At 34.6% G+C, this 16,818-nt stretch carries 10 protein-coding genes and 4 pseudogenes; 4 read left to right on the top strand and 10 right to left on the bottom strand.

The window, feature by feature from the left end; all coding sequences use genetic code 11:
* Window positions 1-104: 104 nt before the first annotated feature.
* Window positions 105-1,211 carry an IS4 family transposase gene (locus tag B9Y54_RS06195; RefSeq protein WP_085558865.1) on the bottom strand — a complete coding sequence of 369 codons (1,107 nt, stop codon included), beginning with the start codon at window positions 1,209-1,211 and terminating at the stop codon, window positions 105-107.
* A gap of 216 nt (window positions 1,212-1,427) precedes the next feature.
* Here B9Y54_RS06195 and B9Y54_RS06190 point away from each other — a divergent pair.
* A pseudogene (locus B9Y54_RS06190) lies at window positions 1,428-2,180 on the top strand (exodeoxyribonuclease III).
* A 53-nt stretch (window positions 2,181-2,233) separates the two neighbouring features.
* Here B9Y54_RS06190 and B9Y54_RS06185 read toward each other — a convergent pair.
* The 5 genes and pseudogenes from B9Y54_RS06185 to B9Y54_RS06165 form a co-directional block, all read right to left on the bottom strand.
* Window positions 2,234-2,950 carry a GntR family transcriptional regulator gene (locus B9Y54_RS06185; RefSeq protein ID WP_085559454.1) on the bottom strand — a complete coding sequence of 239 codons (717 nt, stop codon included), beginning with the start codon at window positions 2,948-2,950 and terminating at the stop codon, window positions 2,234-2,236.
* A gap of 836 nt (window positions 2,951-3,786) precedes the next feature.
* Window positions 3,787-4,464: pseudogene (locus B9Y54_RS06180) on the bottom strand (PTS transporter subunit EIIC); the annotation flags it as partial.
* Window positions 4,465-4,670: 206 nt separating this feature from the next.
* Window positions 4,671-5,990: pseudogene (locus B9Y54_RS06175) on the bottom strand (IS1380 family transposase).
* Between the two features lie 155 nt (window positions 5,991-6,145).
* A pseudogene (locus tag B9Y54_RS06170) lies at window positions 6,146-6,763 on the bottom strand (PTS transporter subunit EIIC); the annotation flags it as partial.
* Window positions 6,764-7,144: 381 nt separating this feature from the next.
* Window positions 7,145-8,533, bottom strand: a complete 1,389-nt coding sequence (locus B9Y54_RS06165; protein WP_085559453.1) for a glycoside hydrolase family 1 protein — start codon at window positions 8,531-8,533, stop codon at window positions 7,145-7,147.
* A 501-nt stretch (window positions 8,534-9,034) separates the two neighbouring features.
* On the opposite strand from B9Y54_RS06165, the gene B9Y54_RS06160 reads away from it, so the two are divergent.
* Both B9Y54_RS06160 and B9Y54_RS06155 read left to right on the top strand, forming a co-directional pair.
* Window positions 9,035-11,668, top strand: coding sequence for a cation-translocating P-type ATPase (locus tag B9Y54_RS06160; protein WP_085559452.1), 2,634 nt, complete (start codon window positions 9,035-9,037; stop codon window positions 11,666-11,668).
* A gap of 153 nt (window positions 11,669-11,821) precedes the next feature.
* Complete coding sequence (locus B9Y54_RS06155) at window positions 11,822-12,355, top strand: 3'-5' exonuclease (RefSeq protein WP_085559451.1); 534 nt, start codon at window positions 11,822-11,824, stop codon at window positions 12,353-12,355.
* 51 nt (window positions 12,356-12,406) lie between these two features.
* On the opposite strand, the gene tsaE is transcribed toward B9Y54_RS06155, so the two are convergent.
* The 4 genes from tsaE to B9Y54_RS06135 all read right to left on the bottom strand — a co-directional run bounded on the left by tsaE (window position 12,407) and on the right by B9Y54_RS06135 (window position 15,655).
* Window positions 12,407-12,874, bottom strand: coding sequence for a tRNA (adenosine(37)-N6)-threonylcarbamoyltransferase complex ATPase subunit type 1 TsaE (tsaE, locus tag B9Y54_RS06150; RefSeq protein WP_090005164.1), 468 nt, complete (start codon window positions 12,872-12,874; stop codon window positions 12,407-12,409).
* A gap of 143 nt (window positions 12,875-13,017) precedes the next feature.
* On the bottom strand, window positions 13,018-13,653 hold the full coding sequence (locus B9Y54_RS06145; RefSeq protein ID WP_085559450.1) for an NAD(P)-dependent oxidoreductase: 636 nt from the start codon (window positions 13,651-13,653) through the stop codon (window positions 13,018-13,020).
* Between the two features lie 158 nt (window positions 13,654-13,811).
* Window positions 13,812-14,795 carry a phosphate acetyltransferase gene (pta, locus tag B9Y54_RS06140; RefSeq protein ID WP_085559449.1) on the bottom strand — a complete coding sequence of 328 codons (984 nt, stop codon included), beginning with the start codon at window positions 14,793-14,795 and terminating at the stop codon, window positions 13,812-13,814.
* A 179-nt stretch (window positions 14,796-14,974) separates the two neighbouring features.
* Window positions 14,975-15,655, bottom strand: a complete 681-nt coding sequence (locus tag B9Y54_RS06135) for a uracil-DNA glycosylase (protein WP_085559448.1) — start codon at window positions 15,653-15,655, stop codon at window positions 14,975-14,977.
* A 187-nt stretch (window positions 15,656-15,842) separates the two neighbouring features.
* Here B9Y54_RS06135 and B9Y54_RS06130 point away from each other — a divergent pair, with 187 nt between their 5' ends.
* Window positions 15,843-16,730 carry a Cof-type HAD-IIB family hydrolase gene (locus B9Y54_RS06130; protein WP_085559447.1) on the top strand — a complete coding sequence of 296 codons (888 nt, stop codon included), beginning with the start codon at window positions 15,843-15,845 and terminating at the stop codon, window positions 16,728-16,730.
* The last annotated feature ends 88 nt before the right edge of the window (window positions 16,731-16,818 follow it).

Genomic DNA, 16,818 nt, shown 5'->3' with positions numbered 1-16,818 from the left:
AAAAAGGCAAAAAAAGGGAGTGCTTACGCAAAAGATGACTATTTCCAGAAAATTTTGCTTATTCAACTGATTCCATTACCAACGGACACCCTTTCTTTAAGGGTCTAAGTCGGTATCAAAAGATTAAACCATTCTTCTGCCGGTTGAAATAACAGATAACGAAAAAATCGTTTGATTTGGAAAACAGACTGTTTACTTTTTGTTTTTAACTTAATCAAATAGGTTAATAAACTGGCAATCATGGCTAAAATCAGCTGATTGACAACCCCTTTTTCACTTCTCGAAAAAAACTTTTTAATCGTCATATGTTGTTTAATATGCTTGAAAAACAGCTCTATTTGCCAACGTGCTTTGTACATTTCTGCAATGTCAGTAGAGGAGCAGTCAAAACGATTGGTAATAAACTGGAGAGTTTTCCCCTTTTTGTCTTGAACGGTTACTAAACGAAATCTGGACGTTAGATGGTTCTGAGCACCTAATGCGACCATTTGGTCGCTGATAACGGACTCACTCTTGAAAGCTACTAATGGTTCTAAAACATGAACTTTTGTATTCTTTTTGATTCTTGTCACAAAGAAGTAGCCCTGCGAGTGCATCGTATCTAATCGTTCAAAATCAAGGTAACCGCGATCAAACACATAAGTCGCTTCAGGTTGATTAACCAATACTTCTAACTGATTTGTATCGTGCTCGACGGCGTTAGTCAGTGTAAATTCATCTGGGTAAAGATGGTCATTATCCATAAAGCAGAGTTTTAAGTGAAGCTTAACTCCTGATTTTGTTTTACGAAAATCAGCCCATTGATAAAGGTTTTGGTTAAGTGAAAACGTCGAAGAATCAATTAGGTAGAGACTATTTCGTTTCGTTACGGGCCTTTTATTTTTAGCCTGACTAACTAGCTGACTAAAAATGGCTAAAAGAATCTCTGAATCTATTTTTGAGAGAGTTCTAGAGAGCTGAGAATAACTGATACTAGTCATACCCATTTCTTTTTGAAGTTCTTTCGAAACAAAAGCCGCATCCATCTCTCTAAGACTTTCTTTTTCGTCATTGATTCCATGAAGAAAAAGTTGAAGAGCTTGGAAGAAACTAAGTTTCTTATGGTATTTATCAAAGTCAACAATCTTTTTTTGAATAGGGCTTGGTAAAAGATTTAGCTTAATGGAAGAAAACCATTTATTAAAAGCAGAATTTGTTTTATACTTATCCATGTGTTAGGTCCTTTTTATTGGTCTTGGATGAGTCATCTGAGTTCAGTATAAAGGACTTTTTTGCATATTGGAATAATATAAACAAATTTGTGAAATACATAATGTTTCATGCAACACTAGTGATTTTTTTCATTTTATCTGCTACCTAAATTTACTATTTTTATTCCTTCCTGTACAATAAAACTAAAACATTTGGACGAAAGGGGTTTATTTCTGATGAAATTTATTTCATGGAATGTAAATGGTTTACGTGCCGTTGTAAAAAAAGGATTTATTGATATCTTCGACGAACTTAATGCAGATTTTTTTTGTTTGCAAGAAACAAAGTTACAAGAAGGCCAAATTGACTTAGACTTACCTGGTTACTATAGTTACTGGAATTATGCTGAAAAAAAGGGGTATTCTGGAACGGCTATTTTTACTAAACATGAACCAATTAGTGTATCTTATGGAATCAACAAAGAAGAACACGACAATGAGGGACGAGTCATCACTCTCACCTATTCTGAATACTATGTTGTCACTTGTTACACACCTAATTCAAAAAACGATTTAGCTCGTTTAGACTACCGAATGAAATGGGATCAAGATTTTTCTGATTATCTAGCTAAATTAGATCAAGAAAAACCTGTTATCTTTTGTGGCGATTTAAATGTTGCTCACAAAAACATTGATTTAAAAAACTGGAAAACCAATCATAAGAGCCCAGGATTTACAAATAAAGAACGAGCTAATTTTACTGCTTTACTTGATAGAGGTTTTATAGATACGTTTCGTTATTTTTACCCTAGTGAAGAAGGTGCTTTTTCATGGTGAAGCTATCGGTTCTATGCTCGTAAAAACAATGCTGGTTGGAGAATTGATTACTTTTGTATTTCCAATCGGCTTGAAAGTCAGCTATCCGATGTAAAAATCCACTCAGAAATTATGGGTTCAGATCATTGTCCTGTAGAATTGATTCTAAAATAAAAGAGATAAAGCATCTTAATCCTACTGAACATAGGTTAGGATGCTTTCGAGTATTAGTTATTTCTATTAATATCTGATATGGTATAGCTTCGTGTATCGTAACGATGGCGACTCCGAGAATACTCAAATGGACGTCCATCTTTCAAATAAACGACTTGTTCTACTTCTAATATTGGATCATCTATTTTACAATTGAGGTACTCTTGATCGTAATGAGAGGACTTATCTGCGTGAATTTTTCTAAACGCACCACCAAAATGTAAATCTAGCTCTTCATGGATGTAGCGATAAATAGATTGTTCTAAAATTTCTTCCGTTAATCCTACTGCTAAGTCAACTGGCATATATGTATGCTCCAAGACATAAGGATTACCATCCACTACTCGCAATCTGACTAATTTATAAACGGGTTGCTTTTTTTTAATCATTAAATGTTTCATTATCTCTTCTGAAGGGAATTCTACATTGAATTCAATTACTTTACTCGTGACTTTTTTTCCACTCAACTGTTTGGTTAATCCTTCATATTCATTTACAGCTGAGTCTTGTTGATTTAATAGGGCTGTTTTCATTACAAATGTACCTGACCCACGCTGTCGGTAAATAAGACCCTCCATTGCAAGAATATCTAAGGCTTTTTTCATTGTCATCCGACTGACTCTAAACTCTTTGGCTAAACTAATTTGATCCGGGATAAGGGATTCAATAGGGTACGTACCTGTTAATATTCGCTGTCTCATCTCATTAGCGATGGCTTCATATTTTACCATTTTCGTACCTCCTCTTACATAACGTTTATCATACCTTATACCGCTTGAAAAGACTAGTCTTTTCAAAGAGTATTCTTATTTATTTTAGGGGTTTTATTCATTCCAAAAATATTTTTTCGGTTTAATCAATTGAATGAACTAAAAAAATTTTATAACACTAAAAAACGAAACAGATCATAACTAAAAGTAAAAAATCTGCTGTTCTTTATACATAATCGGATGCCTACTTGAAATTTACGATATTTTATTAATTTGACCACGTCTCCTACTTTTCTTAAGAATAAAGACTATTTATCTATAAAAATTGATGTAACAGAACACAACAAAATACAGCCATTTCTTTGGGTTTGGGTTAATAACCATTCACTATATTAGGAACACTTCATTAGGAGCACTTCTGTTTGTCAATTAAAAGCTAAACCAGTCATCAATATTATAACAGTAGTGATTCATATTGAAGCGCTTGACTACTTTAAACTTCAAATGACACCTATTTACCCGCGAAGTTCTTAGTGAGGGTGTTGTGAAAGGAAGAGGCTTTTTTAGAAAATGGCAGCGGTAATCGAACATATTATACACCTATATTTCAAGAGGATAATAGAAACTATCAATCGTCATTTAGCTGTAAGAAATCACCTTAGAACGTATCATAAAATAAAAAACCGCTATAGCAGTCTAAAGTAAGAACTAGCTGTAAAATTACCAAACAACAGTCACTCCTATCCCGATGACAAGGGTCACTGCTTTGTTAAAGGTCTAGAGTAAAACACCTTATTTTAGAGACCAAGAATTAAAAAACAAACAACTAACCTTTTGATTAGTTGTTTGTTTTTTTATTAACCTTTTTCAGGTTCACTCATTTTTATTTGATTTAAGTTAGCACGATCAACTAATTTTAAGAATGGGAACCGAATAACTCCGATAAGAGCCATATCTATTACTTGAAGTAACCCGCCCATAAATGAACTTGTAGCCATGATGCCATTAATAATAACAGGTACTGTCCATGGGACCAATACCCCTGTTGGGACTGGGAATATTCCTGCAGCCATTACAAAATAGTTAAAGGCCGTAGTTGCTAATGGAGCTAAAATCCAAGGGATAAATATTGAAGCATTTAATACTAGAGGCATACCGAAAATCAAAGGCTCATTTACATTGAAAATTGCAGGCCCTAGAGCTAAGCGACCAATATCTTTATTTTGTCTACTCTTCATAACAAAAGCTAATAGTAACACAACAATCAGTGTACTTCCTGATCCACCCATACCAACAGTATAAATTTCCATAAATGGTTTAGTTACAATATGTGGTAAAGTTTCACCAACTCTATAAGCATCAAGATTTTCTAAAGCTAACGTATTCCAAATAGGGTCCATTACTGAGTTAACAATAATTTGACCATGTAGTCCGAAGAACCACAGGAATTGAACTAAGAATACTGCAATCAATGTAGCCGGTAATCCACTACCAAGAGCTGTAAGAGGTTGTTGAATAGCAGTGTAAACAACATCATCCTGAATAATTCATACCTTTAATTTTTTGTTGTTTTTAATCAATTAACACACTTTTTTCAAATTTTTTTCAAATTAACGTTTAATAGTTTTACTTTTTGGTACTTAATTCATTTATTTATTGGTTTCTCATTAAGAAAGTACGAATTTTGGGCATAGTTGGTCCTTGGTTTTGATTGGTTTTTTTAAAAAAAATTAAGGAGTTTTTAAATATAATGCCGAATCCTTTGGATTCGATTAAAGACGGCATAAAACTCCGCTTGATAAACATGCGAACTAGAAATTTTTAGATACATTTCTCTCGCAGTACTCACTAGTTTGCCAGCTACTTTGAATAAGCGAAGACGAATCGTATTAATTTGAAGTCCTTTATAATTTTTATCAAAACAAGTTGTACGCAAAAAATTGATTAGGTTGTATGCAAGGACACTTATCATCATACGTGCATGATTTTCAATAAATTTAGGGCTATCTGTCTTATCAAAATAGAAACCATTTTTTGCTTCTTTAATGTAGTTTTCCATAGCACCACGCTTTTTATACGTCTTAAAAACTTGTTTTGATGAAATATTTTCTGAAAAATTTGTGACAATAAACGTATGCTTGAAAAGTAATTCACCCATTTCTCGAATGGATTGAATGCATACTCTACGCGGTTTAGACCAAGACGCTGCTTGATAGGAAACGGAATAATAGTATTCTTCTTTTTCATTCCAAGGATAATTATCGTCGTAATACACAAACTCTTCTGCTAATCGGTATAAATTATTATTATGTTTTAGGCGAATGACAAAGTTTGACCCATATTCTTCGCATAACTCATAAATATCAGGTGTTGCAAATCCACTATCTCCACGCACTAAAATATCTGTCGTAGGGATTGCTTGATTATAATGATCTAATAACGGTTCAAGAAACTCTTTAACTCCTTTAGACGTGTATTAATTTCCTGAACGAAGTTTAGCTTTTAAAAAATCGCCCGTTAATCCATCGAATGCGACTAATGGATGATAACCGTTTGTTCGATAGTGGGCATTATAATCTGTTTGTTCCTGAATACCGAAGGTATCAGAGTGTGTAGAATCCAAATCAATAATCATATTCATATCATTGCGAACAAATCTCGCTTGGTCAATTAATGTTTGATTAAAGGTTTGTAAATCATTAATCGTTTGGTCTGTAATGCGATCAAGAAACCGAGAGATAGTCGGTTGAGAAGCCAAACACTCTTCTTGTGATAGAGTTTGTAATACTGGATCATACTGTAAGATAGTCGCAGACGAATCAGCTTTATAGCCAGCAATTAGTTGAAGAATTAGTTGTTTTAAAATTTTATGGTTAGTGTGTTTCCAATAGCGACGATTTTCATTATATGAAATGAGTTTTTTTGACAATTCTTCAAAATGAAAAGTATCCATTAATTCATCAACTAAAATTAATCCTGAATCACTCGATAAACGACCACCTGTATGAGAGACTTATAAATGGTTATTGAATTTCATTGCTTTTTCTTGTAAAGTAATCATTGAGAGAACCCCTTTCTATTGGTTGGTTGTGATGATATAACCATAGCAGAAAGGGGTTCTTTTTTCATCACCTAATGGGTGATAAAGCAAATTAGTTTAAACGCTGTAAAATCAACATCGATTAGTATTTTTAGAAAAGCTATGAATTATTCAGGATCATGTAAGTTTGTATCAAAGAAACCAACTACTACTGCATTAAGTAATAAGAAAGTTGTTAAAGTAATAATAGCAGGTAATAAGGCTGCAAATGAATTTGCAACTGCTGGCGGAACGCCTTCAGGCATTTTGATGATAAATCCTCTTTTAACCATTCGTGTGTAAATTTCTCCAGCAACAAATGCTGCAATCATACCGATAAACATGCCTTTTGCACCTAAACGATCTAATGCTAATACACCGGGTATTACTTCTCCTGACTCACTTAACATTGAGAACGGTGTCAAAATTAAGTAAGAAGCTAGTGAAACTGCTCCACCAAAGATACCTTCAACATCGTAGGATTTGCTTAAGTAATATCCAATACCAAAGGTAACAAAAATCGTCATAATTGACATCGTCGCATTTTGTCCATTTCCAAATAAGTTTCCTAAAGTACCTTTTGTTGCATCACTAAAAAATGGCAAGTTATTTAATACAACTACAATTGATCCAAACATGGTAATAGGGAAAGCAAGCATAAACGCATCACGTAGAACTTTAAGGTAACGGTTTTCACCAAGTTTCCCGGCAATAGGAAGTAATTTTTCACCTAACTTATCAATAAACTCATTCATTGATTTGTCCTCTTTTCTTTAATTTATTACTGACTGATAACTGGCCTAGTTTTAGTCAACCTATCTTTTTTTAAAATCGATTACATAAAAAGAATACCATTTTATTTAATTAATGTCTAGTCTTTTATTATCTAAACCATATCTTTTAACAAAATGAGCGTAGCTTAAGGTATGTTTCATTTTATTTTTCTATCCTATAATTATCATTATTTCAGTAAAATCGTAACTAATCAGTCCATTTGACAGGCAGTATTAAGTGCTACACACGTTTATTTCCTATATCCATCCTATGACTAACCGGTAAGAAACTTATGAAAAAAGAAAGATTCGTATGAGAATAATCTCAATCGGAATCTTTCTTCGCTTTACTTTATTATTCTATTAAAATCCATTTTGGCTGGTCATTTCTTTAAACCAGTGGCCACTTTTTTTAATTGTTCTCTTTCCTTCTTGATTTAAATCAACCGAAATAAAACCATAACGGTTCTTATAAGCATTCATCCATGACCAGTTATCCATGCACGTCCACATGTGGTAACCTTGAACATTGCTTCCTTCTTGAAGGGCTTGATGGACATAAGCTAAATGGTCTTTAACAAACTCAATTCGATAATCGTCTTCTACTACGCCCTCTTTATTAATATAGCGTTCTTCATTTTCAACACCCATTCCGTTCTCAGAAATGAAACATCGAATATTCCCATAATTTTCTCTTAAGTTCGTTAGAATATCGTAAATGCCTTTTTCGTAAATTTCCCATCCACGATAGGGATTCATTTTACGTCCTGGCATTACATAATTATCAAAATAGTCATCTGGCATTGGTCCTTGTGCTAATTTTTCATCAGACTCTTCTGCTTTGATTCTTCTTGGTTGATAATAGTTTACGCCTAGTAAATCAACTGTATTTTCTTTGATAATAGCTAAATCACCTATTTCAGTTTCAGGAAGATGACTGATAGCGCGCAACAAATCTACTAGATCTTTTGGAAATTCTCCTTTTACTGCAGAATCAAGAAAAGAACGATTAAAGAATGCATCTGCAATAGTAGCTGCTTTTACATCTTCAGGATTCGCTTCATCACGAGGATAACTTGGTGTAAGATTTAAAATAATTCCAATCTCACCATCAAGTTTCATCTCATGGTAAATTTTTATTGCTTTTGCACTTGCAAGAACCTCATGATATGCTACTTGGACCGCATGTTTCATATTGACTTCATTTGGATAATGAAATTGGTAAAGGTAACCTCCTTCAACCGGCACGATTGGCTCATTGTGTGTAAACCATTTTTTTACACGATCGCCAAACAACTCGAAACAAGTCTTAGCGAATAGAGTATAAGCCTCTACTGTATTACGATTCAACCAACCACCTTTTTCTTGTAACCACATAGGCATATCAAAGTGATATAAGTTTATAAACGGTTCAATATCCTTTTCAATTAGCTCATCAATAACGGCATTATAAAAGTCTACGCCTACTTGATTTACTTTTCCTGTATTATCCGGAAAAAGTCGACTCCATTGGATAGAGGTTCTAAAACTATTGTGTCCAGTTTGCTTCATTAATTGAATATCTTCTTGATATTTTTTATAAAAACGGGACGTCTTTTCTGGTCCTACTTGATTAAAAAATTTTTCGGGTTCTTCTTCATACCAATGGTCCCAAATGCTTTCTCCTTTTTTGTCTCCTTCGTAAATACCTTCTGCTTGAGGACCGCTTGCTGCTGAGCCCCACCAAAAATTTTCAGGAAATTGATACTTCATTGTTGTTCTCTCCTTCTTAATTTTATTTGTCTATACATTATATTTAAAACAAGTATACATTTAAATGAAAGCGAACACAAGAAATTATTTCATTTTATAAAACTAGATAGACAATTGAGATCTAAAAGATTGTTTTAATTGCTTTATTTTTAAAAAAATTATATACTGTAAAAGAAGAAAAAAGATAAGCTACCTATTTTCATACATAAGGGAGTAACCGGCAGCATTGGCTGTGGCAACATCACCAACAAGTAAATTCGCAAAATTTACTGGTGTTGTCTTAAACGGTGAGACTTATGCACATTGTTTCTGCAAAGAGATAATTCTGCATAAGTCTCTTTTTTTATCATTTTTCTTAAAAGAAACTTAAGGAGGTATTCTCATACCGGTTAACAGATACAATTTGTTGGGTTGTTAGCTAGTATTCAACCGATAAGCCAATATCTAAATCGCTTTTTACTGCATCTATATAAAAAAATAATAAATTAAGGGGTGTTCCACTTGAAAGATTACCAAAAAGAACAAAAAGATATCTTAGCAGAATTAAATACGACAACCAATGGATTGAAGGACGAGGAAGTAAACAGTCGCCTTAAAAAATTTGGAACCAATGAGTTAAAATCAGTAAAAAAAGATTCAGTCTTGAAGCTTTTTCTAGAAACGTTCAAAGATGCAATGGTTATCGTTTTATTAATTGTAGCCGTCGTTCAAATTTTAATCGGTTCGGTTGTTGAGTCTCTTATTATTTTTGCCGTTCTAATGATTAATTCAGTCGTTAGTGTGGTTCAAACTAAAAAAGCTGAGGGCTCTTTAGATGCTTTAAAAAATATGTCTGCTCCGATAGCTAAAGTGATTCGAAATGGAGAAAAAATATCTTTAGCTGCTAATCAATTAGTACCTGGTGATATCGTTATTTTAGATGCAGGAGATTATGTACCTGCTGATGGCCGTTTAATCGAAGCTGGTTCATTAAAAATTGATGAAGGCATGCTGACTGGCGAATCTGTTCCGGCCGATAAAGATATCGCAACTCTTTCAAACGTTGTTCCAGTTGGAGATCGTTCTAATATGGTTCATAGCGGAACACTGGTTGTCTATGGTCGTGGTGTATTTGTTATCACTGCAACAGGAAATCAAACTGAAATTGGCCAAGTTGCTAATTTATTGGAAAGTGCTATGACAAAACAAACGCCATTACAGAAAAAATTGGATCAATTTAGCAAACAACTTGGAATTGGAATTTTAATTCTCTCTATTCTTATTTTTGTTATTGAAGCCGTCCGTATTTACTTTGGTGGTACAGCTAATCTTAGCGTAGACTTATTAAATGCCTTTATGTTTGCTGTTGCCGTTGCTGTTGCTGCGATTCCTGAAGCTTTACAATCGATTGTTACGATTGTCCTTTCAATGGGAACCAACAAAATGGCTAAACGTCATGCGATTATTCGTAAGTTACCAGCTGTAGAAACATTGGGTGCAACGAGCGTTATTTGTACCGATAAGACAGGAACTTTAACGCAAAATAAAATGACTATTGTTGACTACTTCTTATTAAACGGTCAATCTGCTCCTTTTAATGACAAACCAGAAACATGGACATTTGATGAAAAACGTCTTATGCAAATTGCTGTTTTAGCTAACGATTCAACGATCAGCGAAACAGGACAAGAGCTAGGTGATCCTACCGAAGTCGCTATGGTCTCTTTTAGCAATAAAGTAAACCAGCCCTACGATGAGATACGTACAAAACACCCTCGTATTGCTGAACTGCCTTTTGACTCTGATCGTAAATTGATGTCTACTGTTCATAAAATAGACGATGAATCTATGATGTTAACTAAAGGTGGACCAGACGTTATTTTTGATCGCAGTACAAAAGTTTTAATCGATGGAGAAATTGTTCCTTTAACTGACGAACGTTTAAAAATAATAGAAGATAAAAACGAAGCTTTCTCAGATCGTGCATTACGAGTTTTAGCGTTTGCTTATAAACCGATTGCTGACGAACAGACTATTCAATTTGAAGATGAGAATGATTTAATTCTTGTCGGCATTATGGCTATGATTGACCCTCCTCGTGAAGCTGTCTATGGAGCTGTTGAACAAGCTAAAAAAGCAGGTATTAAGACAGTTATGATTACTGGGGACCATAAAACAACCGCTCAAGCTATTGCGCGTGATATTGGTATCTCACAAGAAGGAGATATTGCTTTAACCGGTCAAGAACTAGATGCGCTAACAGAAGACGAGCTAAATGAACAATTGGAAAAAATCTCTGTTTATGCACGTGTTTCTCCTGAAAATAAAATCAGGATTGTACGAGCTTGGCAAACTAAAGACAAAGTTTCTGCTATGACGGGTGACGGTGTTAACGATGCACCTGCCTTAAAACAAGCAGACATTGGTATTGCAATGGGAAGTGGAACAGATGTAGCTAAGGATGCTGCTGCTATGGTTTTAACAGATGATAACTTCGTTTCTATTATCAGTGCAGTTGAAGTTGGACGTAATGTCTACGATAACATAAAAAAAGCCATCGCCTATCTATTTGCCGGTAATTTAGGAGCAATTATCGCTATTGTTGCTGCGCTATTGATGGACTGGGTAAACCCATTCACTGCTTTACAACTCTTATTCATTAATCTAGTTAACGACTCTGTTCCAGCGATTGCTTTAGGCATGGAAAAAGGCGAACCAAATGTTATGTTGCGTAAACCTAGAGATCCAAACGAAGGCATCTTCGCCGGTGAAACGCTAGTCTCTGTTCTTTATCGTGGATCTTTAATCGGTATTGCCGTTATTATTTCGCAATACATCGGATTAGGTTATTCAAACGAAATAAGTGTTGCAATGGCCTTTACTACTTTGATATTGGCAAGAACCTTACAAACTTTCCCTGCTCGTTCTAATTCTCAAACATCTATCGGAGCAGGATTATTTTCTAATATCTATGTTATACTTGCAGTTATTTTCTGTTTCTCTTTATATGGTTTAACTGTCCTTCCTGGCGTTCGTGAATTCTTTGCTATCCCTGCTGATTTTGGTTGGGTACATTGGAGAATTGCTGCTGGGTTAGCCTTTGGATCTGTTGTTTTAATGGAAATAACTAAACTAATCGTTCGTAAAAAAGCTTAAAAAAAAAAGAAGCCTTGTTAGAATTGAGAAAACATCAACTGTTCTTCTCAATTCGCCTGGACTTCTTTTTTATCTTTTTATTTTATTGCAATTAGCTTTTTTGACTGAAAGCGATTATACTATTAAATGACTATCTGTTCGAGGAGGTAAAACATGAATTTTGTTGCATTAGATTTTGAAACTGCCAGTCACCAACGTCATAGCGCTTGCTCTGTTGCTTTAACGATTGTTAAAAATAGCCGGATTGTCGATCACTACTATACTTTAATTAAACCAGAGACAGAGTTCTCATGGCGAAATATTCAAGTACATGGTATTCATCCAGAAGATGTTCGATACGCACCAAGATTTGACCGTGTTTGGGAAGATATTAAGCCTTGTTTTAAGGAGAATAAATTAATCGTTGCCCATAACGTTCCCTTTGACAGAGGTGTTTTACAAGGTACTCTCGACTATTACCATATTGAACAACCTCATTTCCAAACACTTTGCACCGTTCAATCTAGCCGTAAACTAATTACCGGGATTCCTAATCATAAATTAAATACGGTATCAGCTCATTTAGGCATCCAATTAGAAAATCACCATCACGCTCTAGATGATAGCAATGCGAGTGCTGAAATCTTATTGTATTTAGAAAATCATTTTGGTACAGATCTTCTTAAGAAATTGGTTAAACACGTTTAATTAAATAGCCTTTATTTTATAGAACCCACACTTTTTTTAGTGTTGGTTTTTTTATCTCTCTTCTAAAAAAAGATTCAGTAATTGATTGTAATGTTCTCCAACAGCGTGGAATAAAATTTCTCTTTCCATTAAGTCTTGTCCAGCTGGCTGAAGTTTAATTTGTAAATAGTCTGTTGGCAAGTCTTCTGGAATAAATTTAGCCCATTCAACGATTGAAACGCCTTCTCCTTCAAAGTACTCTTCTAGTCCTAAATCCCTTCCACCTGTTTCTTCTAAGCGATAGACATCCATATGATAGAGCGGCAATCTACCATCTAAGTATTCGCGAATGATCGTATAGGTTGGACTTTTGATGACTTTCTTAATCCCTAGCCCAATTGCTAATCCTTTAGTAAAAGTTGTTTTTCCCGCACCTAAACCTCCTTCTAACAAAATTAAATCCCCAGGCTCTAAAAACTTTGCTAATTCTTGTGCAACTTGCTTTGTTTCTGATTCATTATTTGCATAAAGTTGATTCAATTTAATCCCTCTTATCTTTCTTACTTTTCTGCTTTGTAGGTTCCTTTTATGATTATAATAGATGAATTCTAAAAAAGCCAAACTATTCAATTAACGGGCTAATATTCTTTAGCCACTAATGAAATAGTCCGTTTGATTTCTTACTATTTACTACAACAATTTATTCTTCTATTTTCAAAAGCCCTATTTTCAATTTCATCTACTAATGCAATAGCATAATCAGCGTAACTAATCTCACTTTGTCCTAAATGATTGGTTAAAAGAAAATCAGTACCCAATTGGTAGCTACCAATTCGAATCCCATCTGGTATAAAATGTTTTGAAGGGCTAATATAGATCCAATTCAGTTCTTTAGCAGCTAACAATAGCTCTAATGATTTTCCCATATGATAAGCAGTAGGTTTTGAGCTATGGGGGAAATCTTCCGTCTCAGATAGGCGTATACCCGTTTGTCTATCTACAATTAAACTACCTGATCCACCTACTATAATTAATCTCGGCTTATTGTGGCCTTCTAATAGAGTAATCAAGTGTTCGATACTCTTTTGATGCAGTTCTTCTCGTCCTTGGGACGGCTTAAAGGCATCTACTACCACATCCAGTCCTGCAAGATCCGTATAAGATAAGTCAAATAAGTCTTTTTCTACAACTTCCCAGTTTTGTTCTTTTAATTTATGAGCATTTCGGACTAACGGAACAACTAAATATCCTCTAACAAGAGCTTCCGCAACAATACGAGAACCGGCTCTCCCCGTAGCTCCTATAATTCCTATTCTCATGGTTTTTCCTCCTTCATTTCTTCTCTTCTTCTATTATAGTGAGTTTCTATTCGTAAGCGCAAACATTCCCCCTTGAGCATGTACTAATATAAGAGGAATTCAAAATAGTTAAAATAAAAAAGCAAAGCCCTGGAGAGGCTTTACTTTTTAAACCAACCTTATTCGTTCATTAAACTTTGGGTAGCTGTGATAATAGCTAATTTATAAACATCTTCTTCATTACATCCACGTGAAAGGTCAGAAATCGGTTTGTTTAAGCCTTGTAAAATGGGTCCAATCGCTTCAAAGTTACCAAAACGTTGCGCGATTTTATAACCAATATTTCCTGATTGCAATTCCGGGAAAACAAAGACAGTTGCTTGACCAGCAACATTAGAATTTGGTGCTTTTTGTTGTCCAACGGATGCAACGTATGCTGCATCAAATTGTAACTCGCCATCAATTTCGTAATGAGGAGCTAATTCTTGAGCAATTTTTGTTGCTTCCGCTACTTTAGTTGCTTCTTCTGCTCTAGCTGATCCTTTAGTTGAAAAACTTAGCATAGCAACTTTAGGCTCTATACCAAATAGTTCAGCTGTTTTTGCACTTTCAACAGCAATTTCTGCTAATTCTTGAGCATTTGGATTAACATTGATTGCGCAATCTGAAAACAAGTATTTTTCATTGTCACGGCCGCGTAGCATAATAAATGCACCACTTGTGCGACTCACACCAGGTTTTGTTTTAATGATTTGCAGTGCTGGGCGTACTGTATCACTGGTAGAATGAATAGCTCCACTAACTAGTCCATCAACTTTACCCATATATGTTAGCATCGTGCCAAAATAATTCTCATCTTTAATCATTTCTGTTGCCTGCTCAATCGTTACTTTTCCTTTACGACGATCTACAAGAGATTGAATCATTTCTTGAGCAGCTTCATAATTATTTGGATCAATAATTTCAATATTATCTACATTAAATCCACGTTTTTTAGCAACCTCTTTAATTTCTTCTGGATTACCAAGTAAAACTGGTTGGATCAGTTCTTCTGCTTGTAAACGGACAACAGCTCCAATAATACGGGGTTCTGTTCCTTCTGGAAAAACAATACGAATATTTTTCCTTACAATATTAAATTTCAAACCGTCAAATAATTCCACGTTAATTCCCTCCACATTGTGTGTTTTTTCACTTCTTCTCTATCATACTCGTTCTCAACAAGAAATAACAGTTATTTCTTTCTGTTTCCCCAGAATACACTTTGTTTAATTGATTTCCTTACAATTCGTCTATCTAAACTAGTACAGTTCCACCCTATATCCTACGTCTGTACTAAAAACTAGACTTTTTCAGGGAGTTGCCAATTAATCGGAGCTTGATTCAATTTTTCTAATGCTACATTTGTACTTGAAAAAGGCTTTGAACCAAAAAAACCACGGTACGCTGAAAGCGGACTTGGATGCGAGGAAGTTAAGACAACGTGCTTTTCCTCATTAATTAAGTTTCTTTTATCGATAGAAGGATTCCCCCACAAAATAAAAACTATCGGCTCTTCTCGGTTGCTCAATTCTTTAATAACGTGATCCGTAACCTCCTCCCATCCTTTTTTACGGTGTGAATGAGCTTCACCTTTTCGTACCGTCAATACAGTGTTTAATAATAACACACCTTGCTCGGCCCAAGACTTTAAATATCCATGGTTAACTCGATCACATCCTAGATCTGTCTCAAGTTCTTTATAAATATTTACTAAAGAAGGAGGTGTTTTTATACCTGGTTTAACAGAAAAACTTAATCCATGAGCTTGGTTAGGGCCATGATAAGGATCTTGTCCTAATATAACGACTCGAACATCTCGATAGGGTGTCCATTCAAAAGCTTGCCAGATTTGCTCTTTTTCTGGGTAAATCGTTTTATTTTGGTATTCGTTTGTCAAAAATAAGGTTAGTTTTTGATAAGTTGCATCTAAATTAGGCTGATTTAAAATTGGAAGCCAATCATTTTCAATGGGTATCTTCATCTTTAGCCTTCTCTCTCTCTCTTTTTGATTCCATCTGTATCGTACTAAAGTTTATCTTTCTACACAAGTATTTCAGCTACCTTATTTGTACCTTCTTTGCTTAAAAATAGAAGGTATAGATACTTTTTTGATTAAAAAAATGGTAGACTGAATAAGGATAAAAAGGCACTTAGGAGGAAATACATTCATGATTAAACTAATTGCGTCGGATATGGACGGGACCTTACTTAACGAAAAGATGGTCATCTCAGATATAAATGCTAAAGCAATTTTAGCTGCTCAAAAAAAAGGGATTCATTTTATGATCGCTACAGGTCGAGGATACTCAGAAGCTAAACCTTTGATTGAAGAAGTTGGTATCTCTTGCCCCTTAATCACGCTTAATGGTGCACAAGTATACAATGAAAAAGGCGAGATTATCGAAAATATTGGCTTGAGTAAAGAAACAGTTAAAGCTATTTTAGAAAAAACTAAAGCACTAGGTTTGTACTGTGAGATGACAACTTCTCTGGGAGTTTATTCAGATAATAAGGCAAAACGTATTGAAGCTGTTGCTTCATTAATTTATCGAACGAATCCAGACACCTCTTTCAAAATGGCTGTTGTTTTAGCCGCAGCACGTTTAGAAATTATGAATATTAATTATGTTACAGACTACAAGGAACTAATAGATGACGATTCTATTGAGATTTTAAAAATTATTGTGTTTAGTGGAGCTGGACCAAAAGTTCTTCAACCACTTGCTGAAGATTTGAAGGAAACTGGTGACTTAGCCATAACCGCTTCTTTTGTTAATAATATTGAAATTAATCATGTTAAAGCGCAAAAAGGTTTAGCTTTAGTTCGAGCGGCCCAAGCGTTAGACATTCATACAGATGATATCATGGCTCTTGGAGATAACTACAACGATGTATCCATGCTAAAGGTTGCCGGTTATAGCGTAGCTGTTGAAAATGCTGAAGAAGGTGTAAAAGCACATGCCAAATACCTTACTTCTACAAATAGTGAAAATGGTGTAGCTGAGTCTATTTTACTAGCATTAAATGATGAGATGGCCAAACAACTCGCTCAATAAATAGATAGGTAGTTGAATTACGAACAAAAAACAGTATAATAGGATTACTTATCGTGATTTTTTACGAGAGAGTGATTAAATTTTAGGA

The sequence above is a fragment of the Carnobacterium iners genome, from assembly GCF_900177385.1.
GTDB classification, from domain to species: domain Bacteria; phylum Bacillota; class Bacilli; order Lactobacillales; family Carnobacteriaceae; genus Carnobacterium_A; species Carnobacterium_A iners.
The sequence above is the reverse complement of the archived record's forward strand: the minus strand, read 5'-3'. Positions and strand labels throughout refer to the sequence as shown.

What these genes read in the sequence shown, in the direction of transcription:
- B9Y54_RS06135 (WP_085559448.1), bottom strand. Translation starts at nt 15,655, where the DNA reads ATGAAGATACCCATTGAAAATGATTGGCTTCCAATTTTAAATCAGCCT.
- B9Y54_RS06130 (WP_085559447.1), top strand. Translation starts at nt 15,843, where the DNA reads ATGATTAAACTAATTGCGTCGGATATGGACGGGACCTTACTTAACGAA.
- B9Y54_RS06155 (WP_085559451.1), top strand. Translation starts at nt 11,822, where the DNA reads ATGAATTTTGTTGCATTAGATTTTGAAACTGCCAGTCACCAACGTCAT.
- B9Y54_RS06195 (WP_085558865.1), bottom strand. Translation starts at nt 1,211, where the DNA reads ATGGATAAGTATAAAACAAATTCTGCTTTTAATAAATGGTTTTCTTCC.
- B9Y54_RS06185 (WP_085559454.1), bottom strand. Translation starts at nt 2,950, where the DNA reads ATGGTAAAATATGAAGCCATCGCTAATGAGATGAGACAGCGAATATTA.
- B9Y54_RS06165 (WP_085559453.1), bottom strand. Translation starts at nt 8,533, where the DNA reads ATGAAGTATCAATTTCCTGAAAATTTTTGGTGGGGCTCAGCAGCAAGC.
- B9Y54_RS06145 (WP_085559450.1), bottom strand. Translation starts at nt 13,653, where the DNA reads ATGAGAATAGGAATTATAGGAGCTACGGGGAGAGCCGGTTCTCGTATT.